The sequence below is a fragment of the Anabaena sp. AL09 genome (genome assembly GCF_001672255.1).
Lineage (GTDB): Bacteria > Cyanobacteriota > Cyanobacteriia > Cyanobacteriales > Nostocaceae > Dolichospermum > Dolichospermum lemmermannii.
Genome location: NZ_LJOQ01000085.1, coordinates 136,866 through 152,672, shown reverse-complemented (window position 1 = coordinate 152,672; position 15,807 = coordinate 136,866). Strand labels below are relative to the sequence as shown.

19 protein-coding genes are annotated in these 15,807 nt (G+C 41.1%); 11 read left to right on the top strand and 8 right to left on the bottom strand.

Features of this window, described 5'->3' with window-relative positions; genetic code table 11:
• Positions 1-513 precede the first annotated feature (513 nt).
• The 5 genes from AN490_RS17345 (at position 514) to AN490_RS17325 (ending at position 3,767) form a co-directional block, all read left to right on the top strand.
• Positions 514-1,827 (top strand): dihydrolipoamide acetyltransferase family protein, encoded by a 1,314-nt coding sequence (locus AN490_RS17345; protein ID WP_300005911.1) that lies wholly within the window; start codon positions 514-516, stop codon positions 1,825-1,827.
• A gap of 215 nt (positions 1,828-2,042) precedes the next feature.
• Positions 2,043-2,360 carry a thioredoxin gene (gene trxA, locus AN490_RS17340; protein WP_015083360.1) on the top strand — a complete coding sequence of 106 codons (318 nt, stop codon included), beginning with the start codon at positions 2,043-2,045 and terminating at the stop codon, positions 2,358-2,360.
• Positions 2,361-2,528: 168 nt separating this feature from the next.
• The gene (gene fabG / locus AN490_RS17335) at positions 2,529-3,224 is read left to right on the top strand and encodes a 3-oxoacyl-ACP reductase FabG (RefSeq protein WP_300005907.1); all 696 of its coding nucleotides are present in this window, start codon (positions 2,529-2,531) and stop codon (positions 3,222-3,224) included.
• Between the two features lie 109 nt (positions 3,225-3,333).
• Positions 3,334-3,540, top strand: a complete 207-nt coding sequence (locus AN490_RS17330) for a type II toxin-antitoxin system HicB family antitoxin (RefSeq protein WP_300005904.1) — start codon at positions 3,334-3,336, stop codon at positions 3,538-3,540.
• 2 nt (positions 3,541-3,542) lie between these two features.
• Entirely contained in the window at positions 3,543-3,767 is a 225-nt protein-coding gene (locus AN490_RS17325; RefSeq protein WP_137906972.1) for a type II toxin-antitoxin system HicA family toxin, read from the top strand.
• Between the two features lie 27 nt (positions 3,768-3,794).
• Here the strand turns inward: AN490_RS17325 and AN490_RS17320 are convergent, their stop codons facing one another.
• Both AN490_RS17320 and AN490_RS17315 read right to left on the bottom strand, forming a co-directional pair.
• A complete protein-coding gene (locus AN490_RS17320; RefSeq protein WP_300005897.1) occupies positions 3,795-3,950 on the bottom strand; it encodes a hypothetical protein in 156 nt (51 codons plus the stop codon).
• A complete protein-coding gene (locus tag AN490_RS17315; RefSeq protein WP_300005894.1) occupies positions 3,951-4,106 on the bottom strand; it encodes a hypothetical protein in 156 nt (51 codons plus the stop codon).
• 492 nt (positions 4,107-4,598) lie between these two features.
• On the opposite strand from AN490_RS17315, the gene dnaK reads away from it, so the two are divergent.
• From dnaK to AN490_RS17290, 5 genes are all read left to right on the top strand, one after another.
• Positions 4,599-6,659, top strand: a complete 2,061-nt coding sequence (dnaK, locus tag AN490_RS17310) for a molecular chaperone DnaK (RefSeq protein ID WP_300005891.1) — start codon at positions 4,599-4,601, stop codon at positions 6,657-6,659.
• A 119-nt stretch (positions 6,660-6,778) separates the two neighbouring features.
• Entirely contained in the window at positions 6,779-7,774 is a 996-nt protein-coding gene (locus AN490_RS17305; RefSeq protein ID WP_213719840.1) for a DnaJ C-terminal domain-containing protein, read from the top strand.
• A 555-nt stretch (positions 7,775-8,329) separates the two neighbouring features.
• A complete protein-coding gene (locus tag AN490_RS17300; protein ID WP_300005886.1) occupies positions 8,330-9,133 on the top strand; it encodes a Uma2 family endonuclease in 804 nt (267 codons plus the stop codon).
• Between the two features lie 208 nt (positions 9,134-9,341).
• Positions 9,342-9,812 (top strand): J domain-containing protein, encoded by a 471-nt coding sequence (locus AN490_RS17295; RefSeq protein WP_213801104.1) that lies wholly within the window; start codon positions 9,342-9,344, stop codon positions 9,810-9,812.
• Between the two features lie 55 nt (positions 9,813-9,867).
• Positions 9,868-10,134 carry a DUF3143 domain-containing protein gene (locus tag AN490_RS17290; RefSeq protein WP_015083369.1) on the top strand — a complete coding sequence of 89 codons (267 nt, stop codon included), beginning with the start codon at positions 9,868-9,870 and terminating at the stop codon, positions 10,132-10,134.
• An 82-nt stretch (positions 10,135-10,216) separates the two neighbouring features.
• Here the strand turns inward: AN490_RS17290 and AN490_RS17285 are convergent, their stop codons facing one another.
• The 4 genes from AN490_RS17285 to lysA form a co-directional block, all read right to left on the bottom strand.
• The gene (locus tag AN490_RS17285) at positions 10,217-10,969 is read right to left on the bottom strand and encodes an isoprenyl transferase (protein ID WP_271822322.1); all 753 of its coding nucleotides are present in this window, start codon (positions 10,967-10,969) and stop codon (positions 10,217-10,219) included.
• The gene (gene cdaA, locus AN490_RS17280) at positions 10,966-11,865 is read right to left on the bottom strand and encodes a diadenylate cyclase CdaA (protein ID WP_334310684.1); all 900 of its coding nucleotides are present in this window, start codon (positions 11,863-11,865) and stop codon (positions 10,966-10,968) included. The genes AN490_RS17285 and cdaA overlap by 4 nt, the downstream gene beginning before the upstream one ends.
• Complete coding sequence (locus tag AN490_RS17275; protein ID WP_271822320.1) at positions 11,798-12,052, bottom strand: hypothetical protein; 255 nt, start codon at positions 12,050-12,052, stop codon at positions 11,798-11,800. Before AN490_RS17275 ends, cdaA begins: the two co-directional genes overlap by 68 nt.
• A gap of 370 nt (positions 12,053-12,422) precedes the next feature.
• Positions 12,423-13,835 (bottom strand): diaminopimelate decarboxylase, encoded by a 1,413-nt coding sequence (lysA, locus tag AN490_RS17270; protein ID WP_300005876.1) that lies wholly within the window; start codon positions 13,833-13,835, stop codon positions 12,423-12,425.
• A 125-nt stretch (positions 13,836-13,960) separates the two neighbouring features.
• Here lysA and rimI point away from each other — a divergent pair, with 125 nt between their 5' ends.
• Positions 13,961-14,482, top strand: coding sequence for a ribosomal protein S18-alanine N-acetyltransferase (gene rimI / locus AN490_RS17265; RefSeq protein ID WP_168696984.1), 522 nt, complete (start codon positions 13,961-13,963; stop codon positions 14,480-14,482).
• Between the two features lie 171 nt (positions 14,483-14,653).
• Here rimI and AN490_RS17260 read toward each other — a convergent pair whose 3' ends face one another.
• Both AN490_RS17260 and AN490_RS17255 read right to left on the bottom strand, forming a co-directional pair.
• On the bottom strand, positions 14,654-15,025 hold the full coding sequence (locus tag AN490_RS17260; RefSeq protein WP_300005871.1) for a hypothetical protein: 372 nt from the start codon (positions 15,023-15,025) through the stop codon (positions 14,654-14,656).
• A 284-nt stretch (positions 15,026-15,309) separates the two neighbouring features.
• Complete coding sequence (locus tag AN490_RS17255) at positions 15,310-15,753, bottom strand: anti-sigma regulatory factor (RefSeq protein WP_015083375.1); 444 nt, start codon at positions 15,751-15,753, stop codon at positions 15,310-15,312.
• Between the last annotated feature and the right edge of the window lie 54 nt (positions 15,754-15,807).

The window sequence follows — 15,807 nt, the reverse complement described above, 5'->3', positions numbered from 1 at the left end:
TGACGGTCGCAGCGAGATTAGATTAGGCTAAACCTTTAATCTAATTCTGTCAGTAGAATCTCAGTGGCTGTCTTCCCTGAGAGTGTCAAAACAAAAGTTGTCTTTTGATAACTAAATAACCATAAGCTATTTGTAGCCTAATTTGACACCAATAAGCTTTTGCTTTACCCCTACCGATAGAATCGAACAATTAAGCCGTGTTGAGTATAGCTAGATTTACACAATCACGGGATTTTTTCCCAAAAAATAACCAGCGCGAAAATAGAGTATTAGGGGGTTGACAAATGATTTTGGATTTGTTATCATAAGATTGATAAGGAAGAACTATCTTGTCACAAAAATCTATTCAACTCCCCAAAACCGCTGACAATCAAGTAAGCGGTTGTGTTTTGTCCAAAAAAACAGATAGTTCTCATCAATCTGATTTTTCCAAAAAATCACCCACTTGATCACAAAACTGTTAAAATTCGTAGATTGAAGTCCATATATAATTGATTCTGAAACCACCATATCATGAGCATTAACGAAGTATTTATGCCGGCGCTGAGTTCCACCATGACCGAAGGCAAAATTGTCTCCTGGGTCAAGTCGCCTGGAGATAAAGTGGAGAAAGGCGAAACAGTGGTGGTTGTCGAATCAGATAAAGCTGATATGGACGTGGAAACCTTCTATGAAGGATATCTTGCCCATATCATTGTTCCCGCCGGTGAAACTGCCCCAGTCGGCGCAGCGATCGCTTACATAGCCGAAACAGAAGCAGAAATAGCCACAGCCCAGTCCTTAGCCAACGCAGACGGTGCTGCTGCCCCCTCCACACCTGCCCCCGTACCCGCTGCCGCCATTGCCGCCCCTGCCACCCCATCTCAAAATGGTTCTAACCATGAACCCGGCAGAGTCGTCGTTTCACCCCGCGCTCGCAAACTAGCCAAAGAACTCAAAGTTGATTTAAATACCCTCACAGGTAGCGGTCCCTACGGTCGCATTGTGGCGGAAGATGTAGAAGTTGTAGTTGGCAAAGTTCAGCCCGTTACTACCCCCGTTATCACTCCCGCACCTGCACCTGTAGCCGCACCTGCACCTGTAGCCGCACCTGCACCTGTAGCCGCACCTGCACCTTCACCTGTTGCCACACCAGTAGTCAGTAGTGCCGTTCCTGGTCAAGTAGTGCCATTCACAACCTTACAAAATGCAGTAGTTCGGGGCATGGTAGCCAGTTTATCTGTACCTGTGTTCCGTGTCAGTTACACAATTAGCACCGATGGACTCGATAAACTTTACAAACAAATTAAGTCTAAAGGTGTGACAATGACCGCGCTATTAGCCAAAGCTGTAGCCATAACATTACAAAAACACCCCATCCTTAATGCCAGCTACTCAGATCAGGGAGTTGTCAATCACCCTAATATTAACGTTTCTGTCGCCGTAGCCATGGATGATGGTGGTTTAATCACACCCGTTTTACAAAATGCAGATGCAGTTGATATCTACTCTTTATCTCGCAATTGGAAATCTTTAGTAGAACGCGCTAGAGCTAAACAACTACAACCAGTAGAATATAACAGCGGTACTTTCACCCTCTCCAACTTAGGAATGTTTGGTGTAGATACCTTTGATGCCATTTTACCCCCCGGACAAGGTTCTATTTTAGCCATTGGTGCATCACGTCCCCAAGTAGTTGCCACACCTGATGGATTATTTGGTGTGCGTCAACAAATGCAAGTTACAATCACCTGTGATCATCGCATTATTTACGGTGCTGATGCTGCCGGATTCTTGCAAGACTTAGCGAAGTTGATTGAAACCAATCCCCAATCCTTGACAATGTAAGAGAGTAAAATCACGAAAAACCTAGATTTGTAGGGGTTTAGCAATGCTAAACCCCTACCCGCTTAAATCAAATAATTAAGCCGTGTTGAGTATAATACCCATATCCCCGACTTCTTAGAGAAGTTGGGGATCTATAAAAAATATAAACATATACAAATTCCAGATTCTAAGAACTAACATAAAAACAAACGATTAATTAAAAATTGGTGTGTATTATGGCAACTAAAAAACAATTCAACAGCTTTGAAGAAATGCTTTCAGGATCAGATGTACCCGTGCTAGTAGACTTTTATGCTGACTGGTGTGGTCCTTGTCAAATGATGGTACCCATTTTAGAAAAAGTCAATCTTGAACTGAAAGATAGATTACGGATTGTGAAGATTGACACAGAAAAGTATAAAGAATTAGCCAGTCAGTATGGCATTGCCGCTTTACCAACCTTGGTACTATTTAAACAAGGAAAGCCCGTAGATAAAATTGAAGGTGTTATGCAAGCCGCACAGTTAGTACAACATCTACAACCACAACTTTAAATAGGGTTTTAAAATAGAGATGCAAAATTCCGCGTCTCTATAACAGCAACTTTCAGTGTATTTCTTCCTTTGCGCCTTTGCTCCTTTGTGCCTTTGCGCGAAACAAAATCAAGATCATAAAATCCGCGCTATCTTGAATTAAAGAAGATCATAGGAGTGCATCTTTTTATGAAAGGCAAACAAGTTTTACTTACAGGTGGCACAGGGGGACTAGGTTTGGGTGTAACACCCGCAGTTATAGCCCAAGGTGCAGATGTAACTATTCCTTATCGTAGTCCTAAAGATGTAGAACGTCTCAAAGGAATTATTTCCCCTGCGGATTTTGCCAGAATTCATTTTATTCCTGCTAATTTAGAAGATGAAGCATCAGTAGAAAAACTGGTCAGCCGCATGACAAAAGTAGATGTATTAATTCATTTAGTTGGTGGATTTTCCAAGGGAAAAACTCACGAATACAGCTTTTATGATTGGAAACAGGAAATAGATATCAACTTAAATACAACTTTTTTGACTTGCAAATATAGCCTCAAAAGTATGTTAGAAAACGGCTATGGGCGCATTGTTACCGTCAGTTCTCGCGCTGGTGCTGAACCTGCGGCACAGTTAGCGGCTTATTCTGCGGCCAAAGCTGGAGTGATAGCCTTAACAAAAGCGATCGCCGATGAAACCAAAGGGACTAATATTACTGCTAATACCATTCTCCCCAGTGTCATTGATACCCCCGCTAACAGAGTAGGTACACCCGCAGAAATCGCTGATAAATGGGTAAAACCCGAATCTATTGCCCAAGTTATTTGTTTTTTAGCCTCAGAAGCAGCCAAGGATGTCCGTGGTGCAGCAATTCCCGTTTATGGTAGTTTGTGAAATATACCAGCAATTGACTTTTTTCGAGAATCTGCGATAATCTTCCATTAAGACTAATAATCGAAATTTTCAAAGCTAAAATACAGGTATTACTTCACTACAACTTAGTATGAAATTCAATGTCACGATTGATCGAGATGAAGATGGTGTCTGGATTATTGAATGTCCTAGTATTCCTGGTTGTATTAGTCAAGGAGCGACAAAAGAAGAGGGTTTAGAGAATATTCAAGATGCGATTTCTGCTTGCTTACAAGTGAGGGCAGAAATGGGTTTGCCATTGACTATTGAAACTAAACAAGTAGAAGTCTTAGTATAGTTATGGCATCAAAATTACCTGTTCTGAGTGGACAAGAAGTAGTTCGCACTTTTGAAAAGCTGGGCTGGCGATTTGCACGCCAAAGTGCAAGTCATATAATTTTGGTCAAAGAAGGTGAAATGGTAACTTTGTCTGTTCCTGATCATCATGAGGTGGCAAAAGGGACTTTACGTGGACTGATACGAACTGCTGGGTTAACAGTAGAAGAATTTATTGCCGCTGTTTAAATATCTGGTATAAATTGCTTGTAAACGCTACAAATGCTTTTGCAAGCGATATAAACCACCAAAAAAGAAACAAGAAAAATGTTGTAATTGGGGCAGTCGGTTTTTGACGAGTTTAGGCATCAGAAATAGCAGTACGCCCAAGGTCAGGTCTAAACACAAAGCGTCACCCCAACAATTGTCCACCTAGGGAACCGCTACATCAGGGTTGGCAGTGCGGGTTTTTGATGCTATGCTTTTTCTAGCTTTCCATCTTGCGGCCAAGACGAAAGCGGCGACTGCGGGAATGGTAGCGAAACCGGAAATGTCGAAAGGGACTCCTTTCGCATTGAACTCTGACACAAAATTGAACTCTGACACAAAATCAGGTGATTTTCCTTCTTCCAATATAAGATAAGATGGTCTCAACAGGAAAGGATCTGTATTTTTAAATATTTTATATATTGTTCCACCATCCATTTTCCAGCTTACATTACCACCTTTCCAGCTTACACCACCCCTTCCAAAAAGACCCACGGAAAATATTCAACTGGCGCAGAGACGGAACTTGGATGAAAATTCATGACAGTTTGCGAGATAATTACGAGATCCCAGTCCATCAGAAGCCATAATCGTAATCGCAAGTGAAGTGTAATTGCCTCTTGCCTCTTACCTCTTACCTCTTGCCTCTTTCTAAATGCTATCCTGTAGCAAGTAGCAATGCTGTTATCATTGGATATTTCTGATTTAATGACTATTGCAATTGGATTGTTGACCTGATTTAGCACCAAGCTAAAAGCAGTATTATTATATCATAATAAATTTACAAAACACGCAACAGGAGACGAGTAACGCATGGGCAAGGTAGTTGGCATCGACTTGGGTACAACCAACTCAGTAGTCGCCGTCATGGAGGGTGGCAAGCCGGTGGTGATTGCCAATGCAGAAGGAATGCGAACAACCCCCTCCGTAGTTGGCTTTAGTAAAGAAGGGGAAAGGGTTGTGGGGCAAATGGCCAGACGGCAAACCGTCCTTAATCCTCAAAATACCTTTTTTGCGGTAAAACGCTTCATTGGGCGCAAATATGGGGAATTAAACCCGGATTCTAAGCGTGTTCCTTACACTATTCGCAAAGATGAAATTGGTAATATTAAAGTTGCCTGTCCCCGGCTAAATAAGGAATTTTCCCCAGAAGAAATTTCGGCTATGGTGCTGAAAAAATTAGCTGATGATGCTAGTCGTTATTTAGGTGAACCTGTTACCGGGGCTGTGATTACTGTTCCGGCTTATTTTAATGATTCCCAACGTCAAGCTACCCGTGACGCGGGTAGAATTGCTGGTTTAGATGTTTTACGGATTCTTAACGAACCCACAGCGGCATCTTTGGCTTACGGATTAGATCGAGGTTATACAGAAACTATTCTTGTGTTTGATTTGGGTGGGGGAACTTTTGATGTGTCTCTACTAGATGTGGGTGATGGCGTATTTGAGGTAAAAGCTACCAGTGGAGATACTCAACTCGGTGGTAATGATTTTGATCGAAAAGTAGTTGATTGGTTAGCGGAACAGTTTTTAGAAGCAGAAGGTGTAGATTTAAGACGCGATCGCCAAGCTTTGCAACGGTTAATGGAAGCCGCAGAAAAGGCGAAAATTGAACTTTCGGCGGTTAGTGTCACCGATATTAATTTACCCTTCATCACCGCCACAGAGGATGGTCCAAAACACCTAGAAACTCGGCTGACGCGATCGCAATTTGAAGGTTTATGTGTAGACTTATTGAGTAGATTAAGAACACCAGTTAAGCGGGCGTTAAAAGATGCCGGAGTTTCTCCTGTAGATATTGAAGAAGTCGTATTAGTTGGTGGTTCTACGAGAATGCCCATGGTGAAACAGCTAGTTCAAGACTTAATTGGCATTGAACCCAACGAAAACGTTAATCCTGATGAAGTCGTTGCTGTGGGTGCAGCCATTCAGGGCAGTATTCTGGCTGGTGAACTTAAAGATGTTCTCCTCTTAGATGTCACACCTCTATCTATGGGCTTAGAAACCATCGGTGGTGTGATGAAAAAACTCATCCCCCGCAATACAACTATCCCAGTCCGTCGTTCTGACATCTTTTCTACTTCTGAAAATAACCAAAATAGCGTAGAAATCAATATTGTCCAAGGTGAAAGGGACATGGCCACAGATAACAAATCATTAGGACGGTTTAAACTCTATGGCATTCCTCCCGCACCCAGAGGTATTCCCCAAGTGCAAGTATCTTTTGATATTGATGCTAATGGGATTTTACAGGTAACAGCCCTAGATCGAACTACTGGCAGGGAACAAAGCATTACTATTCAAGGCGCTTCTACTTTAAGTGAGTCAGAAGTTAACCGCATGATTGAGGATGCTCAAAAATATGCCAGTGTTGATAGAGAACGGAAAGAACGAGTTGAAAAACGTACCCGTGCCGAAGCGTTAATATTACAAGCAGAACGACAACTGCGAGAAGTAGCTTTGGAAATGGGAATGCAATTTGCCCGCAACCGTCGTCAACGCATTGATAATATTTGCCGGAATTTACGAGAAAGTTTACAAGCTGACGAAGATCGCGGTATTGATCAGGCTTATGCTGATTTACAAGATGCTCTGTATGAACTGAATAGAGAAGTCCGTCAGTATTATGCTGAGGATGAAGATGAAGATCTATTTGGTGCTATCCGGGAAATCTTTGTGGGTGAAAAAGAAAAAGAACCGGAAAGGGATGTTTACAGAGATAACTATCGCCAACGAGATTCATCTAACCGAGGTGTTAACAGGGACTATGGCAGGGAAAATCAAAATCGTTCTCCCAATTATGAAACTCGTCCCACTCGCAGCAAACGCCCTAGCTATCAGGATAACTGGGATGATGACGATGATTGGTTATAATTCGATTTTAGATTTTAGATTAACTATATTTGATCTACATTCAAAAATCTTTCCCAATATTTGATTTGCAGGGTCAGTCATAAGTAGAAGCGCAACTGACAACTAACATTTAACAGATTATGCAAAATTTGCAGAACTTTCGGGATTATTACGAGATTTTAGGAGTTTCTAAAGATGCCACCAGTGAAGAAATCAAGAAGGTTTATCGGCGTTTAGCTAGACAATATCACCCTGATCTTAATCCTGGGAATAAGGAAGCTGAGGAGAAATTTAAAACCATTGGTGAGGCTTACGAAATCCTTTCTGATTCTAGCAGGCGATCGCAATATGACCAATTTAGCCGCTATTGGCAACAAAACGGCTTTGCTGGCAATAAACAAACTCCCAAGCCAAAAGGTTGGGATAACCGCGCTAACGCTCGTTCTAGTCAAGAAGTAGACCCCAGCCAATTTAACGATTTTGAAAGTTTTGTTAATCAAGTAATTGGTGTCAGCAATCGCAAAGATCCCAAAAGTAGTCCCGGAAGTACCAGCACTAGCGACCCCTTTCGCAGTCCCAGAACCAAAGTTGCATATACAGTTAATACCCCGCCACCCCGTGCCACCCGTCGGGATATCGAAGCTAGATTAACCTTACCTTTAGAAAAAGCTTATCAAGGTGGTAACGAAAGAATCCGTTTAGAAGATGGACGTTCTCTCGAAGTGACTATGCCCCCAGCTATGGTAACAGGGCAAACAATTCGCTTGCGAAATCAAGGGATTAGTGGTGGTGATTTATACTTGAAAATTACCGTTGATCCCCATCCTTTGTTTAAGTTAGAAGGCATTAATATCTTCTGTCAAGTACCTGTAACTCCCAGTGAAGCAACTTTAGGCGGACAAGTCGAAGCACCTACCCTTGATGGTCCAGTAAAAATGACCATTCCTGCTGGTGTTCGGTCTGGGCAAAGATTCCGTCTTGGTAATAAAGGCTACCCTGGCGAAACTGGTCAACGTGGTGATCAATTAGTGGAAATTCAGATAGTAACTCCCAAAAATATTACAGCCCAAGAACGAGAACTTTATGAAAAATTACGAGAAATAGAAACTTTTAAACCTCGTGCTGATTTAATTTAAAAGTAAAACAAATTACAGAAGAGATAAAGAAATCAATTTCTCCGCAGATGGCAGAGATCCAACTTCTGAATCTGTTACCATAAAAATAGATCCTCCACTAACTTGCAGCTGTCAGTAACCCAGCCCTAAAGGGACTGAGCTTGCAAGAGTAATCAAGCAAGCTGTGCTGACCAGACCACCCTGAGCTTAGTCTCATGGTAGCCGTTATTTGAGTCACGACACCTTGGAATGCGTTGCTAGTTCCCCGCTCTGTCGCTTGTGATTAAACAGTTCTAAGGTCACTGGAACAGTGTTGCAAGCTCAAGCAAGCTCTTATAACTGGTCAAAGCTAACATTACCCCAGAAATGGGAGGCTCTTTGGAGCAAAACATTATGCGTACAGAGTTGGAGAGTTTGAATCGGTAATTGTCCCGTTGAAAGTACATCACAAAAGTACCCCGAATTTCCCAACTCCAAGGCGGTAATGAAAAAATATTTTCATTGCGGTTAAAACCGCCCGTGTCGCTTTCCTCTCAGGGCTAAGGCCTCTGAGTTTCCCACTTACCGGGTATTCTTATGACCGTCAGCCAAAATATTGAACTCGGTTTAGATGTAATATTTCCACCAAGTAATCTAGAAAGTGACGAACCCCCTTTGGAATCATCTTTACATCTACAACAAATGCTACTACTAATCCAATGTCTCAATTGGTGGTGGCGAGATATAAATAAAATTAATGACTATTTTGTTGCTGGGAACATGACTGTTTATTACAGTCCTCGGCAAATTAAAATTAAAGATTTTCGTGGTCCAGATTTTTTCCTAGTGCTGGATACAGAAAACCGCGAGCGAAATAGTTGGGTAGTCTGGGAGGAAGGTGGTAAATATCCTAACTTAATTATAGAATTGCTTTCTCCCTCCACTGCTTCCACTGATAAAGGGTTAAAAAAACAAATTTATCAAGATATTTTCCGCACACCTGAATATTTCTGGTTTAATCCGCAAAGTTTAGAATTTGCTGGTTTTATCTTGTTTGGTGGAACATATCAACCGATAGAACCCAATCCTCAAGGTTTATTATGGAGTCAGCAACTAAATTTATATTTGGGTGTCCATGACGGTAAATTGCGTTATTTTATGCCAGAAGGACAATTAATGCTAACACCAGAAGAATATGGAGTACAAGCAAACCAACGTGCAGAACAACAAACCCAACTCGCAGAACAACAGACCCAATTCGCAGAAGAAGCAACCCAACTAGCAGAACAACAAACCCAAATCGCAGAAGAAGCAACCCAACTAGCAGAACAACAAACCCAACGTGCAGAACGTTTAGCTGCCAAACTCAGAGAATTGAATATTGACCCCGACATTTTATGAAATTAGGACAGCAATTCTCATTTTGGACTGAAACCCATCTCAGTTGGAAAAACTTAAACAAGAGAATAGGCTTTTTAGAGAAAGTTATTGAGAAATATTTTTAATAGGCCGCACAAAATTTCCAAAATGAGAATTGCTGATGTTTTGTGGCTGTTTCTGCTATAGCTACCCAAGAGATTTAGAATAGAAAAAAACTTATTTGAGCAAAGTGACTCAAAAAACCGTAAACCAAAATGAGGAAGTCCCACACAGCAGCGAAATTACCTATTACTCCCTGCTAGGACTCTATCCTGGAGCATCAGTAATTGATATTCGTCGCGCTTATCGAGAACTGAGCAAACTCTATCATCCAGATACGACAGAATTACCTGCTAATATTGCTACTGCTAAATTTCAGCAAATAAACACAGCCTACGCTACCCTCTGTAACCCAGAACGACGATTGAGCTATGATTTGAAAGTGGGTTATTCCCGTTTTGGCGTAATTCAAGCACCACCCGATTTAAACCAGTCTGTACATAAGCCTTACGATTTTTCCAAATCAATGTATCTCGATGCTACAGATCGCCCTTTGTCTTCTGGAGAAATATTTGTATTATTTATTTTGGGGTTGACCATTGTTGGTTGTATGCTATTAGCGATTGCGATCGCCATCCTGCGTGGAGAAGTAATCAGTTAAACTCAATTTCTCACCTCTAAAATCACCAATAATTTTGAATTGAATTGAATTGCTTATGCTTTCCGCTAATACACCACTGTATAGTCATTCTTTACCACAAATTGAACAATGGCTAAAAAACCAAGGTTGTCAACAAGACGATACCCAACTACATTGTTGGCGTGTCCAACGATCTAGTTGGGAAGCCGAACTTTGGTTAGATACTGAACAAATTACAGTTCGTTATTTTCAAATAGGAGAAACCCGTCAAGATATTCAACGTTCCTTTAAATATTCCCTGAGTCGGGAAGATATCGAAGAAGCCGTTTTTTCAGGGCCATAATCTAATTTGGGATTTGGGATTTGGGATTTGGGATTTGGGATTTAAAAGTTTAAATTTGGCATCAATCTAAAATCCAAAATTGTCAGACTTTCCCAAAACGGCGTTCTCGTTGTTGATAAGCAGATAAAGCGCGATGAAATTCATGACGGTTAAAATCCGGCCAGAGAGTATCAGAAATATAAATTTCACTATAAGCCATTTGCCAAAGTAAGAAATTCGATAATCGCATTTCTCCACTGGTGCGAATTAATAAATCTGGATCTGCTATTCCAGCCGTATATAAATGAGCTTCAAATACTTCTTCAGATATATCTTCAGGGTTGATTAAACCTGCTTTTACCTTTTGAGCGATCGCCCGACAAGCCTGTAAAATCTCCTGTCTACCCCCATAATTAGTCGCTATTGTAAACCGAATACTGCGATTATTCTGAGTTTCTGCCATAGAATGGGAAATCTCAGCCTGAAGAGCCTGTGGTAAAGCCGATAAATTACCCACAAACTGAATTTGCACATTTTCCTCCACCATTTCCCGCAGTTCTTGTCGTAAAACGCTCTGGAACAGAGTCATTAAAAATTCTACTTCTTCCTGTGGTCTTTTCCAGTTCTCCGTCGAAAAAGCATAGGCAGTTAGAGCTTTAATTCCCCAGTCTTTGCAACAGTGCAGCAAATCCTTGAGAACATTTACACCAGCCTTATGACCCATAATCCGGGGTAGACCGCGACTTTTTGCCCATCGGCCATTACCATCCATAATTACCGCGACGTGCTGAGGGAGTAATTCTTGTTTTAAATCAAGAGGTAAATATTGCAATTCAGTTTGTTGTGGTGTTTTCATTTTTTATCTTGAGAAGCGGTCGTACCCCTACGGGTAGCGTGTCGAAGACAAGGTAATCTAAGTAACCGGGACATTAATTTTAGTGATTGATCACCAAGTTGACGAACTAAACTTAAAAGACCAGGTGCATGAGCTTCCCGATCTACAGTGGGAGAGAATCGAGTCTCTAAAGACTCTTTGAGCTTTTTAATAGTTAGTGGTCTATATAGAGTTCCCTTTTCCGCTAAGGAAATAGAACCAGTTTCTTCTGATACAACAACACAAATACAATTTTCGACCCTTTCAGTAATTCCCATTGCCGCCCGATGGCGTGTTCCCAACTGCCGCGACGCTGTGCGTCCTGAAAGTGGTAAAATTATACCAGATGATACAATGCGCGAACCACGAATTAACGTTGCTCCATCATGTAACAAAGTTTTCGGTTGAAAAATAGTTTGGATCAGTTCTTTAGAAACTTCAGCATTTAGCTTCACTCCTGGAACGGAGAAATCTTGTTCTTCAATGGGTCCTGTAGTTTCTAAAATTAGTAAAGCGCCAATCCGATTTTTTGATAATTCTTTAATTGCATCAACAATTTCATCAATTACACTATCCGACTTAGGAATTGCTCTAGCGTTATTCCGAAATAACTGCCAAAATTCACCACGTCCCAATTGTTCTAAAAAACGGCGAAATTCTGATTGCAGTGCTACAGCCATAGCCACAGCACAGCCAATCACCAATTTTTCCAGGACAAAATTTAGCAGGGGTAATCCCAATTTGCCACTGAGCGCCGAGCAGAGCATTAAGACTATAAACCCTCGCACCATCCATAAAGTGCGCCGTTCACTAATAATCACCAGGATCATGTATGTCAGTGCCAGCACCAACATCATATCCAAAGTCCCAAGGAGCAAGGACTGCGACCAATCTCCCAGGTTTATCAGCCATTGCTTCCACCAATCTCTCATAAAACCTCGCCGTATGCAGGAAACTCAGAGTCTTCAGACCTGAGAGGGAAGCGACACGAGCGATTAAAGTCGCCGTGACATTTGTGGTAAAATTAAATTGCGAGTAAGAATTATTGTCTACGTATTGAAGCATCCTAGTACGGATAAATCCCGGCTCCTGTGAAACAACGGTTAGATTTTCTAACGGCAGTATGACGAGAAAGAGCAAGCAATGGCAGGTTGACTGAGCGTACCGTGCCACAGGCTTAGTGACAGATTCCGATAGCGCAGCGTGGCTTTAGCCATAGCATTTTGAACAAAAGTAAGCGCAATTTCAACACCTTAGTTGGTAGTTGTTTTGAGCGTTTAGTCGGCGTTTGACGGTCGCAGCGAGAGTTTTACTCTGTCCGCAGAATCTCAGTGGCTGAAGCCATGAGAGTGTCAAGACATCTGGATTCTTATAGTCAGTTGTCAGTTGTCAATTGTGATTTTTTAACCACTGACCACTGACCACTGACTACTGACTATTTCAGTCTTTCCGGTAGGCAATCTTGTCGAATCAAATCTTGATAAGTTTCGCGCTGCAAAATTAAATTTGCTTCACCATTTGCCACTACAACTGCTGCCGGTCGGGGGAGACGATTGTAATTAGATGCCATACTGTAATTGTACGCACCAGTTCCCATAACTACGAGAATATCATTTGCTTCAGTTTTTGGTAGTTGGGCATTTTTAATCAGAATATCTCCTGATTCGCAATGTTTACCCGCCAATGTCACAATTTCGGTGCAAGGATCAGATATTTTATTCGCAACCACTACCCGATAAACTGATTGATAGGTAATAGGACGCGGATTATCTGACATTCCGCCATCAATCGCCACGTAGGTGCGAATTTCAGGAACCACCTTCGTAGCACCAACCGTGTAAGCAGTGATACAAGATGTGGCAATAAGCGATCGCCCTGGTTCACAGAGTAATTTTGGTAAAGGCAGATTTTCCGAGATACAAGCAGTTTGTACAACTTCACAAATTGCCTTAGACCATTCCACAATGCTTGGTGGATCATCAGATTCTGTATATCTAATCCCTAAACCACCACCAACATTTAATTCTGTCACCTTTAATCCATGTTTAGCCGCATCTCTTAACCACTGCACCATCACAGCAGCTAAATCTCTATGTGGTTGACGTTCAAAAATTTGTGAACCAATATGAGCGTGTAACCCCACACAGTTTAAACTAGGCTGCTTACTTACAAACGCAAATACTTCTTGTAAATCATGGGGATCAAAACCAAATTTACTATCTAAGTGTCCAGTACGAATATATTCGTGAGTATGGCATTCTATCCCAGGAGTTAAGCGTAGCATAATCCGAATGGGCGAAAGATCAGAATTTTCTGTGTTTTCCCCTGCTATCTTCACCAGCAGATCTAATTCATGCCAGTTATCCGCTACAATAGTACATCTAGACTGAATCGCTAAAACTAACTCATCATGAGATTTGTTATTTCCATGTAAGTAGATCTTATCAGGACTCATACCCGCATTCAGCGCAGTATAAAGTTCGCCACCGGATACTACATCAATTCCTAACCCTTCTGAGGCAACAATGGCACAAACAGCTAAACAATTCCATGCCTTAGAAGCATAAAGTACCTGAGATTCTCCCTTGTAATATTCCTTAAAGGTATCTCGATATTGCCTACAAGCTGTCCGCAGGGTTTCCTCATCTAAAATATATAAAGGTGAAGCAAACTGTTCAACTAGGGTTGTGACATCACACCCACCGATTTCCAGATGATCATGATCATTAACTCTTGCTGTCAAAGGTAAGAGTTGTTGGTTAGGAGAAATATCAGCACTATCACCAGTTGTTGACTGTAAATATTGACGGCCAGAAAGTTGAACTTCGACGGGGTAAGTCGATACCATAACTAATAAGAGTTGTCTTTGTGAAAAATCAGGCCATGAGTATATGTCCTGATTTCCAGTTTAACCTCTCATTGGTAATGGATAATTGGTAATTGGTAATTAACCTTCCTCAATCCTCAAAAATTGTGATTTCATCCGACTTAAAAATTCAATCTTTAACCACAGATAATTTAACTGAACTATTAGAACTAGATAAAGCTTGTTTTGATGGTTTATGGACTATGGAAGGCTACCTGCGGGAGTTAGAAAGTCCTAATAGTCATTTTTTGGGTTTATTTTCCCCTTTTAATCATTCTGAACTCTTGGGAATGGGGTGCTTTTGGTCAATTCTAGAAGAAGCACACATTACAATTTTGGCAGTTCATCCCCAATATCATGGTCAAGGGCTAGGAAAAGCTTTATTATATTCTCTTCTGCAAACTGCGGCTGATCTTGGTTTGGAAAGAGCTACCCTCGAAGTCCGCGATTCTAACTACGTTGCTATTTCTTTGTATCAAAAGTTTGGTTTCAAAACTGCGGGAAAACGACGGGGTTATTACAAAGATAACAATGAGGATGCCTTGATTCTTTGGCTTTCTGAACTACAACAACCACATTTTTTCAAAAATCTAGATCAATGGGCAACTTTCATGAGTTCACCCTTCTAGATAGATTCCAACCGACAACCGACAACTTACTAATACACTGCGGCGTAAATGAGACAACCATTCCCAATCGCCAAAGATCTTACTCCATCTTACTTTTGACTTTTGACTTTTGACTTTTGACTTTTGACTTTTGACTTTTGACTTTTGACTTTTGACTTCCGCCTTGCGGTGCTAATCTTCCAGTGATTGGGCTTGAACCTCAACCGCTGTCACATCAATTGTTCCTTCTGGTGTGAAGCGTTGGAATTGAAAATTTTTAACTAATAGTTGTTCACCGCAGTTAACACATTGTACTTGGCTATTATTTACCCCTGTTAATTCATATCCACATACGGGACACTGGTTAGTAACTAGATTTTTTGCTAACCACCAACGAAACCCCAAGAATGCTAACACAGGTAAAAAAAACAATAACCCCAAAATAATTACCAAAGAATTAACTAACCAGCCTAATCCCAATGATGCTAATAGCCAGGCGATTGCTAACAGGGTCAACCAAGGGCGGATCTTTTCAAAATTGAATTGCAAGTTTTTAAAGGTCATGTCTCTTTCTTTGTGCTATTGACTCTAGGATAGCGAGTTTAGTCCTGGGTTATCCCCCAGTCATACAGGTATTTCATCAGCCATTGCTTCTAAATATACAATCCTCAAGCTTGCTTGCGAGGTTATTATCCAAAAATCAGCTAGACGATCTTAATTCTTCTTTAAATATTATTTTTGATGCGGAAGAAAATTGCTTTCGTTGCGTCTGATCACCAGAAATATCAGACAATAACCCCAAACTGTCATCATTTTGACTTTTAACTTCCCCTTGGCGGTGCTGATTCTTAATGTTGTCCTTCTAAACAATATTTGACAATTAACAGGCAATTTCTAGTATCCGAATCACGTTCATAGACTACTTTATCTGCCAAACGGCGGAGTAAAAACCACCCATATCCACCTACTTGCAGAGTCCCCGGTTCTGGCTCAGTGATCACGTCAGGATTAAATGGTTTTCCATAATCCCAAATTCTTATTTCCAGTTTATCAATCCATAAACTGACTTGAATTTCTATAGTTGTTTCCGGTGGTAAAGCATGATGAGCATGACGAACTGCGTTGGTAAAGCCTTCTGCTAATGCTAGGTTAAGACAATAAACTTGGGTATCTGACCAGCCATATTTAGGTAAATATCGCTCACAGAATTCTTCAAACCATTGTTGTACTTGGATCAAGAGTTTAAGATCGCTCTTTACCGTTTGATGGTCTTGCTGCACTATGCTAAGCATTGACCGTGAATTGAATAGAAAGTAATTGAAAAGTATTTGCGTTTTTTTGTGATT